This window comes from Acinetobacter legionensis (genome assembly GCF_048551735.1).
In the GTDB taxonomy this organism is placed as follows: Bacteria; Pseudomonadota; Gammaproteobacteria; order Pseudomonadales; family Moraxellaceae; genus Acinetobacter.
The window spans coordinates 45,033-59,610 of the sequence record NZ_JBIMBV010000025.1 but is presented as its reverse complement, the minus strand read 5'-3'; the positions used below and the strand labels follow the sequence as shown (position 1 = coordinate 59,610).

Below are 14,578 nucleotides of genomic sequence, written 5' to 3'. Positions count from 1 at the left end.
TGTAGGAATTTTTCTAAATCGCCAGCCATCTGCGCATTTAAGTGTAGCTGCATCCGACGTAAGTCAGCTTCTTTGATTTTGCCATTGGCTGGGTATAAACATTCTGCCATTAAACCCAGCATTGGACGTAAAGCCATACGCACATGTGCTTCTGTATTCGGTTGTAAAAATAAACCGATTAAGTTCATGCTTAACAATGCCGATTGTTGTACCCCTGCCTCGGCTTGCTTGGGTTCAGTGGCAAGTAAAATAAGGTCTAATACACTGCCGGATAATGCAAAGATATTGGCGACTGTTGGTACATTGGCGCTTGCTTTGATCTGTTCTAGGCTGGTATTTCCACAAGCCTGTAAATAGTTTTGGATTTGATGGGCGATAAACTTATGGTCTTCTGTATGCGTCAGGCTAGCCAAATTAAATACTGCCAACTCTACCGCTGGCTTGGTCTCTTTAGCGGCTGGTTGTTGCTGTGTATTTGACCCTGCGGTCTGATTTTTACTGTCTATAAATGCCATAAGCTTAACCTTAATACGTTCTAATTTTTAATTTAATTTCAATCAATTAAAATTCAAAAAATGTTCAATTATTTATTTCGTGCGTTATATACATCTGGTTGTTCAGCAGCCGTTTTTCGTACAGTCACTTGTTTGGTGACATAACGAGACTCTTCCAGATCCATCCGTACCACATCCTTATCCATATCATAAATCGACTGCGGTTTTTTCACTTCAACAGGTGCTGTCGCTTGTGGAGTCTGTTGAGTCAAAATTGGTGCAGGCTGACTGACTTGTTGAGGAATATTTTGCGGGATCGTGGGTACAGATGCATCACCTTTTCGAGTAGTAATGCTATAGGTTAAGAAGCGAGAGAAATATTCATCTTTTTTAATAAAATCATCCACCACTTTCACTGGGGCATCTAACCCATTTTGAGCAGCACCAAATGACTCTGCAACAAAACCTTGCCCCAGTGACGACCCAAATCCTGTTCCAGCAGTTATATTAGAAACTAAACCACTGGTCTGTTGAGCAAACAATGCAGAGGCTTGGTCTTTAAAGAAATCGATCCCTTGATCTTTAATGTTGTGTAGGGATTGACTTGGATTAGCAATCATCTGTCCCACATTCATCATCTGTGACGGAGATAAATTTAAATTCAATGCCGAAGAGACGGAACCTAATGCACTTTGAGTAAATTGTTCTTTAAATTGTCCCAAGCTTTGTGTGCCTAAGTCTTTTAAAGCATTTTTGCCCATATCTTTCAATGAGTCAGCATTCAAAGAGAATAAATTGTTTTTGAGTTGAGACATCATATTTTGTCCCACTGAATTTAATGCATTTTGTGCAAAGCTTGTGGCACCACCGACCACTTCTTCTGACCAAGTATAATCACGGTTAAAATGATTTGCTTTATCCCATGCACTCCGTGGATCAGTCTCAAATTCAACTTTGGCAGGGCCAGGTGCAATACCTGTCACTTGGGCAAAGCCATTTGCATCCAGCTTGCCAGACACTTGCTTGCCAAATGAGTCAATCACTTTAAAGCCCGTTTGTTTAAAGAAGTCTTGCCCACCATAGCTTTTTAATAAGTCGAGTGCGCCTTTGAGCGGATTCGATGGCGGCAGTTGTGCTGATTTACTGACACTGGCACCCGGCTTAAATGTGTGCTGCCCTGCATTGACCTCAAACTTACCGCCTGTTTTTGGGAAAATCCCTGAGCCATTTAGGGCAATCTGCGATGAGCCACCAGTAATCAACACTTCTTTTGGGCTACTGATTTCTATCCGATCTTCTGTAGATGAGATGGTAATTCCCAATTTGGCAAATACATCTAAAGCGTCTGACTGCGCTTGAATTTCAACTTTACTTTGCGCGGCAATGGCTTTAATGCCACCTTGAGCAGCAAATAGGCTTACTTTACCTAAAGCTTGCCCCAAAAGATTCTTTTGGGTACTGAGGTTAATACTATCGCCCGCAGTATGGTTAATGATGCCTGTGGCTGAAAGATGGATATCTTCAGGGGTACTTAAGGCAATCCCATCAACAGAACTGAGTAACATGATGGCTTTTTTATACTTAGCAACATCTTTTTCAATGTCTTCGGCAAAAGCTTTGAGTTGCTCAATCGATTCTATTTCATCCGTCTTTTGGTTTTTGGCAATATCGCTTAAGGCTTTACTGTTGGTCTGACTACCCTCAAGTTGCTTTTTGGCAAGCTCTGAATCAAGGTGATCACCTTTGGCTTGGTCTTGTTTATAGGTCGAAAGCAGTAAACCTTGCCCTGCGCGAACGGCTCCCCATTGGTCAGTTCTCAATTCAAAACCTTCACCACGATCATCACTTTCCGCTTTGTCTTTAGGATGACTGAGTTTGCCCAAGTTGAGTTGGCTGGCGCCATGACTACTCTGTAACTGGCTGCTGATTTGGCCAGTAGTATCGTCAAACCTCAGTTGATTGTAGCCACTGCCTTGATACTCTCGGCTTTTGATTCCTGCCAGTTTCTTGATATCAGGCAGTTTGCCTTTGTCATCAAACTTGCTTGGATGACGTTGTGCTTCATGGATACGCCCAACCACAAAGGGACGGTCAATGTTGCCATCAAAGAAATCAATCACAACAATTTCACCGATTCTCGGTAAGAATCGTGCCCCATAGCCTTCACCTGCCCATGGGGTCAGGACATCGACCCAAGCTGAATCTGTATCATTGTCATTAGAACCCGCACCGCCATCATGGGTATTGTCTTCAGTACGGCTAAACAGGAAACGAACTTTGATACGCCCCCATTCATCGACATGAATTTCTTCTCCACTTGGCCCTACTACTTTGGCCCGTTGCGGTGATGCAATCGGTCGGTGTTGTAATGGGTTATAGGCTGGAACCGTGCTGATATTACGACGTTGAATGGTTAAATTACTAGCTTGACGTTCATCACTCGTGTTGCTGGTGATTTGACTTGTTTGCCAATTGCTTTGTTGGACTAAAGCGGTGACTTGATCGGTGAGATCTTTAGGTAAGTTATTTTGGTTATAAAAGCTTTTAGCCGTGATTAAAAATTCTTTGTCTGCACCTGAGTGTTGATCTATCTCAGGATGTTCATTTAGTTCAAACCAATAACCAACATGTGCATCGCGCACAGTTGATGTTGCTGTAAATTGTTTGGCTTGTGAATCGTAGTAGTTGCTGAGGTTTTGGTTAAACTTTTCAATCTGACTGTTGCCCGATGGCGTGGCACCATCTTCGCCATTAAGGTCTTGAATCCATGCAGGACTAAAGTGCCAGGCTTGTTCTAAAGCTAGACTGGCATTGTCATAATTTTCACTATGGCTGTGTTTACTTTGGACACTGCCAGCGCCTTCATCAATATCCAATACATCAGCTTGCCAACGCTGGATATACACCGAAGTCGGTTGAATGGAACGCTGACCAATAAAATTGGTAATTGAATCAGTTTTTTCTACGGCGCTGCTTCTATGGAAGCGAATATTGCGGCGTTCTAAGGCACTAAATTGCGAATTATCATCGATTAAACGAAGCTTTTGTGCTTGGATTTGTTCTGTTGAGCTCGATACTTTAAGCTGAGCTTCATCGATCAACCAGTTAATCCCTTCACTTCTCATCAAACGGGTCAGGAAGTCAAAATCACTTTCAGATGCTTGCATAATGAATGGGCGCACATCATAGTCTTTGCTCAGTCCATTCTTATCTAATGTCAGACTTGAAGCAAACAGTGGGCTGCGTTGTACCCATTCTTGGAACACGGTCTGGATCACATCCACAACAGACTTATTCATAAATACTCTAGAGTTTCTACGGTGTTTCCAAAGTGCTGTTGGGTCTTCTACAGTCAAACGATAGATGGTAAGAGAACCATCAGATGCGCCAATATCGGCTTGGGTCACAATTCCTGAAATACGGGTTAATTCAGATTTATCTGTGACAATATCAATTACAGCTTGAGTTCCAATAAAGCTTTTTAAAGGAATGCTTGCAGACGTCGAAAGGCAGATGAGCTGAAGTCGAACACCTTCATTGATTTGATGTGTTCCATCAATACGTTGTAGGAACACTTGTTGGCTCAACGCCGAATTAGAAAATTGTACGTGGATGGCACGTTTTTGTGCTGATAAGCCAAGCTGCTCCAAAGCAGAGTAAATATTGTTAGACATAAATTTTTTAATATTTATTCAAAAAATCCAACCCAGTCTACAAAAAAAATTCTTATTTTGTCTATGCTTAATTTTATTTAAATAACAACATCTGTTTCATTTTATTTCAGCTTTTTAAAAAATTACGACGACATACAACTCCATTTTAGTAAATTAATTTAATATTTTTTTATTATTATCTACACATCAATGAATTTTAAAAAAAGCTATTCACAACTTCCCAAGACTGATTAACTGGATACAATATTAGAAACCAATTTTTAATTTTATATTTATTAAGCATATTCTTTAAGGTACTATCTAAAATCATTCCTATTAAAGATAAAAACACAACCCACCCAAATATTTTATTAACTATAAACCATCCCATATTATATTTTATCCTTGATTCAAGACAACATAAATCAACAAAAGTAGTTTCCATATTGATTTAAATAAACCACACCCAATTGAAGTATTTAATATTATTTATTACAATAAAAAGATTCTTTACATTTTGTTATTAAATTTAAACTTTTGGCTTATAACAATGAACTTTTAAACAGATACATCATGGTGGGTACAATTAGTAATACAGGCACTTGTTGGGGCTGGTCTCATATTTTTTTAAGAAAATTTACTTAATACTTTCTACTAAAGTAACCAATCCATTCAGAAAAAAAGAAAGGTTTTATAGGAAAATTAGTACGAAAATCGAATTTAAAACAACTTCTAAAAGTAAGATCCTTAATCAATAATGAAGTTAAAATTAACCGTGAAGTTATTAAATAATATACTTATTTGTGTATATTTCTACTAACCATAGTAGTTTATTTATATACATTCATTTCTCTTATAATAATCAACAACTTGCCCAGTATTAAAAAGAACATCCATTTGAATTTAATATCGTTTTTTCAATAGTAACATTACCCATCTATATTTTTGAAATTCTATATTTAGTTCAAAAATTTTTTGTAGATAAAATATTTAATTTTAGAAAAAATTAATTATTATGCTAAGCCCAATCACTGGTAAGGCTTTATCTTTATTATTTAAATAAGCGCACTGAAAGTGTATAAGATTAATCATCAACAATTATTAGAATTTATAATTAATTTTCAACAATTTAAAGACATAGTATAGCTTATTTAAAACAAAATCATTAGAATAATTACAAATACAAAATAATATAAATAAAAAATTTAAATAGGCGATAAAAAACAGAGCGCAAACAGATTTTTTTAATTCTCTCTTAAAAAAATTATAAAAACAAACTGATCATTGTTAGTAATCATAGTATTCTTATCAATTACTTATAGTCAATAATATGTAAGTCAAGCTGGGTATATTCATCAGTAATTATAATTTTTTAATTTATGACCTCTTTGCTGCATCACCTGAAAACTGGTCTTGTTTTTCCACCCATCTTCAGCACACCACTTTTTACAAACATATGCAGATCAACTGTGCATTTTTAAATCTTGGTGGAAAGATGTGAGACAGCATGCCCTGACACACCAAATCAGATATTCAAACCATATCTCTCTGAAACAACAAAACCCCAAACTCTATATAAAGCTTGAGGTTTTGGAGAATATTACTATTCTATATTCTGGTCCCGAGGGTCGGACTCGAACCGACACGTCATCGCTGACAGTGGATTTTGAGTCCACCGCGTCTACCAATTTCACCACCTCGGGAGAGGTTGTGTGCGTATAATAGCGCGTTTCATTTTCTTGTCAACGACAAGTTTTCACATTTGTTTAATTTTAAGGCAGATCTGGTTTTTTTGGATTATAAAACATCAATTTCAGCCATTAATTTGAAAAACGACTATACTAGCGGCAGTTTTTAAATCCCAAATGTCAGTTTTTCTTCCTCATGATGCAACTCTCCGATTTTAATTTCGAACTTCCCGACGAACTCATTGCGCGCTACCCACTTGAAACACGTAGCGCTTCTCGCCTTTTACATCTCAATGCAGAGGGTTCATACCAAGATCTTCACTTCACCGATGTTTTTGATTTATTCAATGAAGGTGATTTATTGGTACTTAATGATACCAAAGTGATGAAAGCACGTTTAAAAGGTAAACGCGCCTCTGGTGGTGCTATTGAAGTTTTGGTTGAACGTATTTTTGATCAGACCATTGCACATTGTCATATCAAAGCCAGTAATTCGCCTAAAGCAGGTGCTGAGTTATTTATTGGCAAAGATGAAGTTAAAGTGACGGTAACAGGGCGTCATGAAAACTTATTTGTGGTGGAGTTTTCACAGCCTATTTTGCAAGTTTTAGATTTATATGGACAATTACCTATTCCGCCTTACTTTAACCGTGAAGCAGAAGCCATTGACACAGAACGCTATCAAACCGTGTTTAACGATCCAACCAAATTGGCAAGCGTAGCAGCACCGACAGCAAGTTTGCATTTCGACCAAGCCCTATTAGAAAAATTAGAGCAAAAAGGCGTAAATAAAGCTTTTGTAACCTTGCATGTAGGTGCTGGAACATTCTTACCAGTACGCACAGATCAGATCGAAAATCACATCATGCACAGTGAATGGTGTGATGTGCCTGAAGCAACTGCAAAATTGATTCAAGAAACCAAAGCACGTGGCAACAAAGTAATTGCCGTCGGAACGACAGCAACACGTGCCTTAGAAAGTGCAGCGCAAGCGTCTGGGGGAAAAATTGCCGCATGGACAGGCGATACACAAATCTTTATCTATCCAGGGTATCAGTTCTGTGTGGTTGATCGCTTGATCACCAACTTTCATTTACCAGAATCTACCTTGTTAATGTTAGTATCTGCATTATCCAACCGTGACAATATTATGAACGCATATCAACATGCTGTTGCAAGCAAATATCGTTTCTTTAGTTATGGCGATGCAATGTTGATTGAAAACGCAAATGGCTAAGGTCTAACGAAGCGCAACCTATTTAAAAGTTATTGCTTAGTCAGACTACCAATATGCAAAGTGTGGTTTAAACACGACACTTTGCATTCAAAATCATTTTTTCGTTACAATCAGGCATCTAAGCACTTGCCACAATAATGAATAAAGATGAATGATTTACTCACAAAAATTCAAAATGCTTTTAGCCAACAACACGCCAACAATGGCAAGACTCAGCACAATATACATGCGATCAATCAGTTACTCTCATCAAATCAAGATTTTGAACAGATCATTACAAGCTTAAAGAATTGGCAAGATGATCCGAGTCTGTCTATTCAAAATTATACTTTTTGGCTTTTTATCGCGATTGCGATTGGCTTATTTGTACTGGCTATTTTTACCCACCCGATACTCTTACTAGCAACAGTCGCTAGTGTGGCTTTTGCTTTCTATAAGCGCACTTCGACAAAAGCCCTCAATCAATTGATTGAGGATACTCATCAAAAGAACCTAGAAGTGAAATATCAAATTCGCTTCTATCCCAATGCCTTTGATGAAAATATTGAGTCTCCCTATAATTTCCCGTTATTTGGTTTAGGGGATCATGAAAATACCATTGGTCATTGCATTTATGGCGCTTGGCAGATCAACAGTATCAACTATCCATATATGCTGTTTAATTATCATTATGTGGATGAAGTCGAAACTCGTGATTCAGACGGTAAGAAAAAGATTGAATATCGTCATTATGATTTATGGGGGATCATCCTAGAGAACTTCCCTGCTCAAGGTATCAGCATTTCATCTAAACAAAATCGAGCCTGCCGTCTTGGCGTAAAATGGTCGAGTGGGGATATTCGTTTCGACAATCAGTACCAATTAAGTGGTACAAATGAAATGCAACTTGCCAAATTTTTCACACCAAATCATGTATTAATGCTTGAACAAGCCATGGCTTATTTTAAAGGTGATTTTTATGTTCAAGTCCAGCGCCCTACTTTGTGCTGGCTGTTTAAAACGGATATTACCAAACCGCAGATGCAAGTCGATAAAGTTCAAACTGTACATGATTTAGCTGCACAACTTGAAAGTATGAACATGCCTAATTATGAACAGCTAAAAGATTCAATGATCACAATTCTACAAGAAATCCAACCCCATTATGAGACAAATAAAGTTGAAAAATAAACAATTTACTTTGTCGATACAATAATTTATCGCATACTTATCAATCTGGAATTTGAACTTTAATATCCTTTAATCATGATGATTTGCCATGCCTATAGAAACCGTTGAGCGATTACTTCACCTACGCACAAGAAAAAATAAACATGTGATGCGCAATATCGCTCGGCTTTGGGAAATTGGACAACAGGCTCAATCTGCACAAGATATTTTAGATGGGTTACATCCGTGGGGAGAATGTAGAGAATTATTTTTTCATAACCTCATCCCCAGACTGCTATTTATGATTGGGGTAATGACTGCACTTTTTGGTTGGCTGATTCATCACTATATTCCCTATCCACTGAGCCTATTAGCAGCCTTGTTATGCTGTTTTGGTGCTTATTTAATTTATGAGCAAAGCGATCCAATTGATGAAGTCATAAATTTTTTAGAACAGCGCATGATGTTTCTCCGCTACGAATTAGATTTCAATAAAACTCCAAGTCATATCTCCACAACAAGCAATACCTTTTTGGTCATGAGCAAGTTAAAACAAAGTTTTCCATTGTTTTCGCAAGGCAATGTGTTGAACGAGATTGAACAATTTGCATCCACCAAATGGTTTGATGGTGAACAAGAACATCATGTGATGTTGTTTCAGTATCATTATGTCGATGAGTTTTCACTGCCCAATACTCAGGGTGAAAAACAGAAAATTAAGGAAACCCATAAAAACCACTGGGGCGCTTTTATTTTTCAATTACCCGCCCTCGGCTTTGCTGCCAGTAATAAACACCATGAATTTATTCCGCCCTATACCCAAATATGGAAAACTGCGGATATTCTGGTCAATCAAAATTTATATATTTTTGGCTATGATCAACATCAACTTGCCCGTACCATTAGTCCAAGTATCACCTTAAAATTAAGTGATTTTTTTCAACACTATTCAGGTGATATTGTTTATCATTTTGAAGAAAATATGCTGTGCTATATGGGAGATCAAGATCTCTTTCGCATTCGTCGTAAAAAACAAAAGCTTCAGGATATTTCAGCACTTCGTGGACATTTAAGAACATTAACCATGCCTGAATATGAAAAATTTAAACAGTGCATGCTAAACTTGATTTCATAAATTAAAAGGAATAATCAAAATGGGTTTAATCATATTTATTGGGATTTTTATTGTTCTGATCGTTTGGGGTATTCTGGTTAGAAATAACATTGTGCGTTATTTCAATGCGACACAACGTGCATGGGCTGAGGTTGCCAATTTTGAACGCCAGAAAGTAAAAACACTGGAAACTTTAGAGCAAACTTTGGTGCAATATACACAGTTTGAAAAATCAACTTTAGAAAAAGTGACCGAGTTACGTCAGCAAATTTTGAATCTAAATCTAAACAATACCGATGTTTCTCAACTGCAACATGTTGAAAAACTCAATCAAGATTTAATGAAAAGTTTAAATGTGGTGGTTGAAAATTATCCTGAACTCAAAGCGGATACTTTGTATGCAAAAATGATGGATGATATTCAAGAACAAAATGAAAATGTCGGTGCAGCAATCACCATCTTTAACCGTAATGTTGAAGAATTTAATAACACCATCGAAATTTTTCCAAACAATATGATCAATACCATTACTTTGGCAAAGAAAACAATTCGTCCATTTTCAGACAATGTGGTCACTCAGAATTTTGATTACAAACCTAATTTTAACTAAGGTCTGTAGACAATTCGTCGAAGTTTGCGACTACGTGTGTTTTTTAAGCGATACTAGCTACGAAATACGAAATTTAGTTATTCTAAATGATGAAAAATATCGTTTCGCAAGGTATTACGTAGCGGTAAAAACATGCTAGTCTCAAAGAAATGTTGGGAAGATTCTTTGATCAAACATCCCTTGATTAACTACATAAAAATGAATCATGATAATGCATATATAAAAGGCTTGGTAAAAAACAATAGGCAACAATCCAGTCCTTGCATACGATTAAACTGAAATTTCAAATCGTCTGTAAGATTTAAATCCGGTATAAATTACCAGCAAATAACACCAGCAGCATTCGTTAGAATTACAAACCCTATGTTGAAACTCTTTTTTCCCTCACCCTTTCGGCTTCTTTTCAAAAATTGGAATGTATTTGAAATTGTTTGGCTTTTTAGTTTTATTTTCATCGGCTGTATCATTACCTTAGTTCAACAGGATACATGGTTTAATTTCGTGGTATTACTCAGCGGAATTCTCTGTGTGGTATTGGCAGCAAAAGGCAATATTCTCAATTATAGTTTTGGTTTATTCAATAGCTGTGCTTATGCATGGATTTGCTATAACAACGGGCTTTATGGCGAAATGGAACTGAATCTCTTGTTCTTTGTCCCAACTGCTTTGATCGGCATGCTACTTTGGCAGAAACATACCAAAGAAAAACAATTACAGCAGGCGTATGTCCTTCGGCATGCTTATTTGATTTTGATCATCCTGAGCAATATAGGTTGTATTGCTATACTCGGTTACCTACTTGCCCAAATTTCCACTCAAAATACGCCTTATATAGATGCAACCACCAATATTCTTGCAATCTCGGCAACGATTTTGATGCTGCTGCGTTTTAAAGAGCAATGGTGGTTCTATATTGCATTAAATATATTCAGTATTTTAATGTGGGCGATCCGAACCCTTGATGGGAGTGGTGATGGTGCAATGATGTTATTGATGTGGTCGGCCTTTCTGATCAATGCCATCTACGGTTACTATAATTGGAATAAACTTGCACAAAACCATTCAAACTCATTCTATTGAATTTAACAACTATGAAAAAAATCGGACTGACACTTGGTAAATATGCCCCCTTACATGCAGGGCATGTACATGTATTTGAAACAGCATTACAGGAAGTGGATGAGCTATATGTATTGATCTATCAAAGTTCAATTACAACCATTCCCTTGAACATTCGCGCCCAATGGATCAGAGATTTATTTCCTCAAATTTATGTGATTGAGGCATGGGATGGGCCTGAGGGTTATTCCAATGATCGGGCTTTTGAAATAGAACAAGAAAATTACATCATTCAAAAGCTCAATGGTGTGAAAATTTCGCATTTTTATAGTAGTGAATTTTATGGTACGCATGTCAGCAGGGCACTCAATGCAATTGATCGTAGAGTGGATGAGCCACGTCTACAGGTGCCGATCTCCGCTACAATGATTCGAGCAAATGCCTTCCAAAATCGGAAGTTTATTCCCAACTGTGTCTATGCAGATTTGATTAGCAAAGTCGTCTTTGTTGGTGCTATGTCTACAGGCAAGTCTACCTTAGTTGAAGCACTTGCGAAAAAGTATGCAACAACTTTTGCCCCAGAATATGGGCGTGAATATTGGGAAACTTACCAAGTTGATCGTCGTATCGGTTTTGAGGATTTCAACATTATTGCAGATCGTCATATCGCCTACGAAGATCAGGCCACTTTAGATGCAAACTGTTATTTATTTGTAGACACCAACGCGATAACCACAGCGATGTTTTGTATGGATTATCATGGCCGACTACCGGAGCACCTCAAACAACTTGCACTCGAAAATGCACAGCGCTATGACTTATTTTTCTTATGTGAAGATGATATTGCTTATGACGACACCTGGGATCGTAGTGGCCCACAAAAAAGAGCTATTTTTCATCAACAAATTATTGCAGATCTCAAACAACGTCGGATTCCATACATCGCTTTAACAGGAAGTTTAGAACAAAGGATTGCCAAGGTTGAACAAGTGTTAAATCAGTTTGATAAATTCAATAATTTTTTTGGGTCAGCTTTAAAGCCATGATCAGGAATAGATTATGGCGATTAAGCATAGTTGACTCGAAACATATTACCTAAATCACTACAGGGAAATTTGAATAAAAATTTAGCCATAATTGTGTTTATTTTCAACATAAAAAATGACATTTCGATCATTTTCTGATATTTTCAAACCGCTAAAAAATGACTATTTTTAGAACAAAACGATCAACTAAAAATGATCAACTTAATAAAAAGACAATCTAAAGATTGGAGTAAATCAAATGTTAAAAAAATTATTCATGATGTTATGTCTGTGTTTTCTCTGGCAAGCGCCTGCTCAAGCGAAAGGCCTGTTAGTTTTCAATACAGGCGATGAAATGTTTAAGGTTGGACCATTTCCACAAGAAATATTAAGTCAATATGATGATCTTAAAAGTTTAAATGCAGGATATAAATGTAGTCACTTTGGAGTCTTATGGGCAGATGTCAAAACTTGGGACTGCACCTTGGTCGGCATGACTGATGCAGAGCCAGATACTTTTTATGAATTGCCTGATGATGTCATTGCAACATTAGGTAAAAATCCTGAATACCAAGAAAATAAAATGCAACGTAATTTTTGGAATCATTATGGGATATTTATCATGATTCTGGGAATTATCGCCTTGATTATTATCGGTCGTAAGGCAAAAGACTAATTTTCTATCTTGTCCAAATCTAAGTTAAAAAAGCGAACCACTCTTCGCTTTTTAACTGCATAAAAATAATACCTTGATATTCAAACAATAATTATTCAACTATAAAAAATGATTCTTGCATTAATCTATTGATGTTCACAGCGCTAAATCAATAATTTTAAATTTAACATTATGAAAAACAACATGACTGGTATTCGACCATAAAATCAGGGAAAATAGCCCCCTTTTGCAATTATCAATCAGCGAACTGTTTTTTCGCCAGATTTAGGTTATTTATGAAGTTTGAAAAATTAGGTCAGTCGGGGCGTGCTCGTCGTGGTCGTTTAACTTTAGAACATGGTGTAATTGAAACACCTGTGTTCATGCCTGTGGGAACTTATGGCACAGTTAAAGGCATGTTGCCACGCGATATCGAAGATATCAAAGCACAAATTATTTTAGGCAATACCTTCCACCTTTACTTACGTCCTGGACTAGATGTTATCCGTGAACACGGCGGTTTGCATGAGTTTATGAAATGGGGCAAACCGATTCTTACTGATTCAGGCGGCTTCCAAGTATTCAGTCTGGGTGCTATGCGTAAAATCAAAGAAGAAGGGGTTACTTTCCGCTCACCTATCGATGGTTCAAAAGTCTTTTTATCTCCTGAAATTTCAATGGACATTCAACATACATTGAACTCAGATATTGTGATGATTTTTGATGAATGTACGCCATACCCAGCAACCCATGAAGAAGCACAGAAATCGCTTCAACTGTCATTACGTTGGGCGAAGCGTTGTAAAACACAGCATCACGATGTTTTAAAAAATAGAAACGCATTGTTTGGAATCATTCAAGGCGGCATGTATGAAGACCTTCGTGAAGAGTCTTTAAACGGTCTTAAAGAAATTGATTTTGATGGCTTTGCGATTGGTGGTTTATCTGTGGGTGAACCAAAAGAAGAAATGATCAAAGTTTTGGATTATCTGCCTGCAAAAATGCCAGAAAATAAACCGCGTTATTTGATGGGTGTGGGTAAACCAGAAGATATCGTTGAAGCAATTCGTCGTGGTGTCGATATGTTCGACTGTGTCATGCCAACTCGAAATGCACGTAATGGTCATTATTTTGTTACCGATGGTCTGGTTCGAATTCGTAACAGCCAATATCGTCATGATCAAAGGCCACTGGATCCACATTGCGACTGTTATACCTGTACCAACTTCACCCGTGCTTATTTATTCCATTTAGAAAAATGTGGTGAAATGCTCGGTTCAATGTTGGGCACGATCCACAATTTACGTTATTACCAACGTTTTACCCAAGATATTCGTGATGCTTTAGATCAGGGAACTTTTGATGAATACGTGACTGATTTCTATCAACGTCGCGGTTTAGAAGTTCCTCCTTGTCCTGCTGACTAATGCCCCAATATAAAGTTGAATTGAAGATTAATTCAACAGTATTTGCGCTGAAACCCAAGACAAGGTAAATTGCTGAACAAGTCAATTTAAAAGCCATGAAAATGGCAGATAATTTTTAACATTAGGAAATTAGAATGAGCTTATTTATTTCTTCTGCTCACGCTGCAGCAGCGCCTGCACAAGGCCCAGGCATGATGGCAAACATATTGATGATTGTAGTATTTGTTGCAATCTTTTATTTTCTCATCTGGCGTCCTCAAGCAAAACGTGCAAAAGAACACCGTACTTTAATCGAAAGCTTAGGTGTTGGCAGTGAAATTGTCTTTGCAGGCGGCTTAATGGGTCGTATCCTAAAAATTGATGGCGACTTTGCAGTGGTTGAATTAAGCAAAGGAAATGAAGTCAAAGTTCAACGTGCAAGTGTTATTTCAGTACTCCCTGAAGGCACATTAAATAACCTTTAATCA

At 37.3% G+C, this 14,578-nt stretch carries 10 protein-coding genes, 1 tRNA gene and 1 pseudogene; 9 read left to right on the top strand and 3 right to left on the bottom strand.

Annotation, left to right across the window (positions count from 1 at the left end; genetic code table 11):
• From ACG9ZL_RS18615 to ACG9ZL_RS18605, 3 genes and pseudogenes are all read right to left on the bottom strand, one after another.
• Positions 1–515: pseudogene (locus tag ACG9ZL_RS18615) on the bottom strand (RHS repeat protein); the annotation flags it as partial.
• Between the two features lie 68 nt (positions 516–583).
• Positions 584–4,168 carry a type VI secretion system Vgr family protein gene (locus tag ACG9ZL_RS18610; protein ID WP_419361122.1) on the bottom strand — a complete coding sequence of 1,195 codons (3,585 nt, stop codon included), beginning with the start codon at positions 4,166–4,168 and terminating at the stop codon, positions 584–586.
• A 1,595-nt stretch (positions 4,169–5,763) separates the two neighbouring features.
• Positions 5,764–5,850 (bottom strand) — tRNA-Leu (locus ACG9ZL_RS18605).
• 184 nt (positions 5,851–6,034) lie between these two features.
• Here ACG9ZL_RS18605 and queA point away from each other — a divergent pair.
• The 9 genes from queA (at position 6,035) to yajC (ending at position 14,575) form a co-directional block, all read left to right on the top strand.
• Positions 6,035–7,072 (top strand): tRNA preQ1(34) S-adenosylmethionine ribosyltransferase-isomerase QueA, encoded by a 1,038-nt coding sequence (queA, locus tag ACG9ZL_RS18600; RefSeq protein ID WP_336953455.1) that lies wholly within the window; start codon positions 6,035–6,037, stop codon positions 7,070–7,072.
• A gap of 147 nt (positions 7,073–7,219) precedes the next feature.
• A complete protein-coding gene (locus ACG9ZL_RS18595; RefSeq protein ID WP_419361120.1) occupies positions 7,220–8,242 on the top strand; it encodes a hypothetical protein in 1,023 nt (340 codons plus the stop codon).
• Between the two features lie 88 nt (positions 8,243–8,330).
• A complete protein-coding gene (locus tag ACG9ZL_RS18590; protein ID WP_336953414.1) occupies positions 8,331–9,356 on the top strand; it encodes a hypothetical protein in 1,026 nt (341 codons plus the stop codon).
• Between the two features lie 19 nt (positions 9,357–9,375).
• On the top strand, positions 9,376–9,945 hold the full coding sequence (locus tag ACG9ZL_RS18585) for a LemA family protein (protein WP_336953415.1): 570 nt from the start codon (positions 9,376–9,378) through the stop codon (positions 9,943–9,945).
• A 363-nt stretch (positions 9,946–10,308) separates the two neighbouring features.
• Entirely contained in the window at positions 10,309–11,025 is a 717-nt protein-coding gene (gene pnuC, locus ACG9ZL_RS18580) for a nicotinamide riboside transporter PnuC (protein ID WP_419361116.1), read from the top strand.
• An 11-nt stretch (positions 11,026–11,036) separates the two neighbouring features.
• A complete protein-coding gene (locus ACG9ZL_RS18575) occupies positions 11,037–12,050 on the top strand; it encodes an AAA family ATPase (RefSeq protein WP_336953417.1) in 1,014 nt (337 codons plus the stop codon).
• A gap of 238 nt (positions 12,051–12,288) precedes the next feature.
• Entirely contained in the window at positions 12,289–12,705 is a 417-nt protein-coding gene (locus ACG9ZL_RS18570) for a hypothetical protein (protein WP_419361114.1), read from the top strand.
• 275 nt (positions 12,706–12,980) lie between these two features.
• Positions 12,981–14,111 (top strand): tRNA guanosine(34) transglycosylase Tgt, encoded by a 1,131-nt coding sequence (tgt, locus tag ACG9ZL_RS18565; protein WP_419361111.1) that lies wholly within the window; start codon positions 12,981–12,983, stop codon positions 14,109–14,111.
• 134 nt (positions 14,112–14,245) lie between these two features.
• Positions 14,246–14,575, top strand: a complete 330-nt coding sequence (gene yajC, locus ACG9ZL_RS18560) for a preprotein translocase subunit YajC (protein WP_004723156.1) — start codon at positions 14,246–14,248, stop codon at positions 14,573–14,575.
• Positions 14,576–14,578: the final 3 nt, after the last annotated feature.

What these genes read in the sequence shown, in the direction of transcription:
- ACG9ZL_RS18610 (WP_419361122.1), bottom strand. Translation starts at nt 4,168, where the DNA reads ATGTCTAACAATATTTACTCTGCTTTGGAGCAGCTTGGCTTATCAGCA.
- queA (WP_336953455.1), top strand. Translation starts at nt 6,035, where the DNA reads ATGCAACTCTCCGATTTTAATTTCGAACTTCCCGACGAACTCATTGCG.
- ACG9ZL_RS18595 (WP_419361120.1), top strand. Translation starts at nt 7,220, where the DNA reads ATGAATGATTTACTCACAAAAATTCAAAATGCTTTTAGCCAACAACAC.
- ACG9ZL_RS18590 (WP_336953414.1), top strand. Translation starts at nt 8,331, where the DNA reads ATGCCTATAGAAACCGTTGAGCGATTACTTCACCTACGCACAAGAAAA.
- ACG9ZL_RS18585 (WP_336953415.1), top strand. Translation starts at nt 9,376, where the DNA reads ATGGGTTTAATCATATTTATTGGGATTTTTATTGTTCTGATCGTTTGG.
- pnuC (WP_419361116.1), top strand. Translation starts at nt 10,309, where the DNA reads ATGTTGAAACTCTTTTTTCCCTCACCCTTTCGGCTTCTTTTCAAAAAT.
- ACG9ZL_RS18575 (WP_336953417.1), top strand. Translation starts at nt 11,037, where the DNA reads ATGAAAAAAATCGGACTGACACTTGGTAAATATGCCCCCTTACATGCA.
- ACG9ZL_RS18570 (WP_419361114.1), top strand. Translation starts at nt 12,289, where the DNA reads ATGTTAAAAAAATTATTCATGATGTTATGTCTGTGTTTTCTCTGGCAA.
- tgt (WP_419361111.1), top strand. Translation starts at nt 12,981, where the DNA reads ATGAAGTTTGAAAAATTAGGTCAGTCGGGGCGTGCTCGTCGTGGTCGT.
- yajC (WP_004723156.1), top strand. Translation starts at nt 14,246, where the DNA reads ATGAGCTTATTTATTTCTTCTGCTCACGCTGCAGCAGCGCCTGCACAA.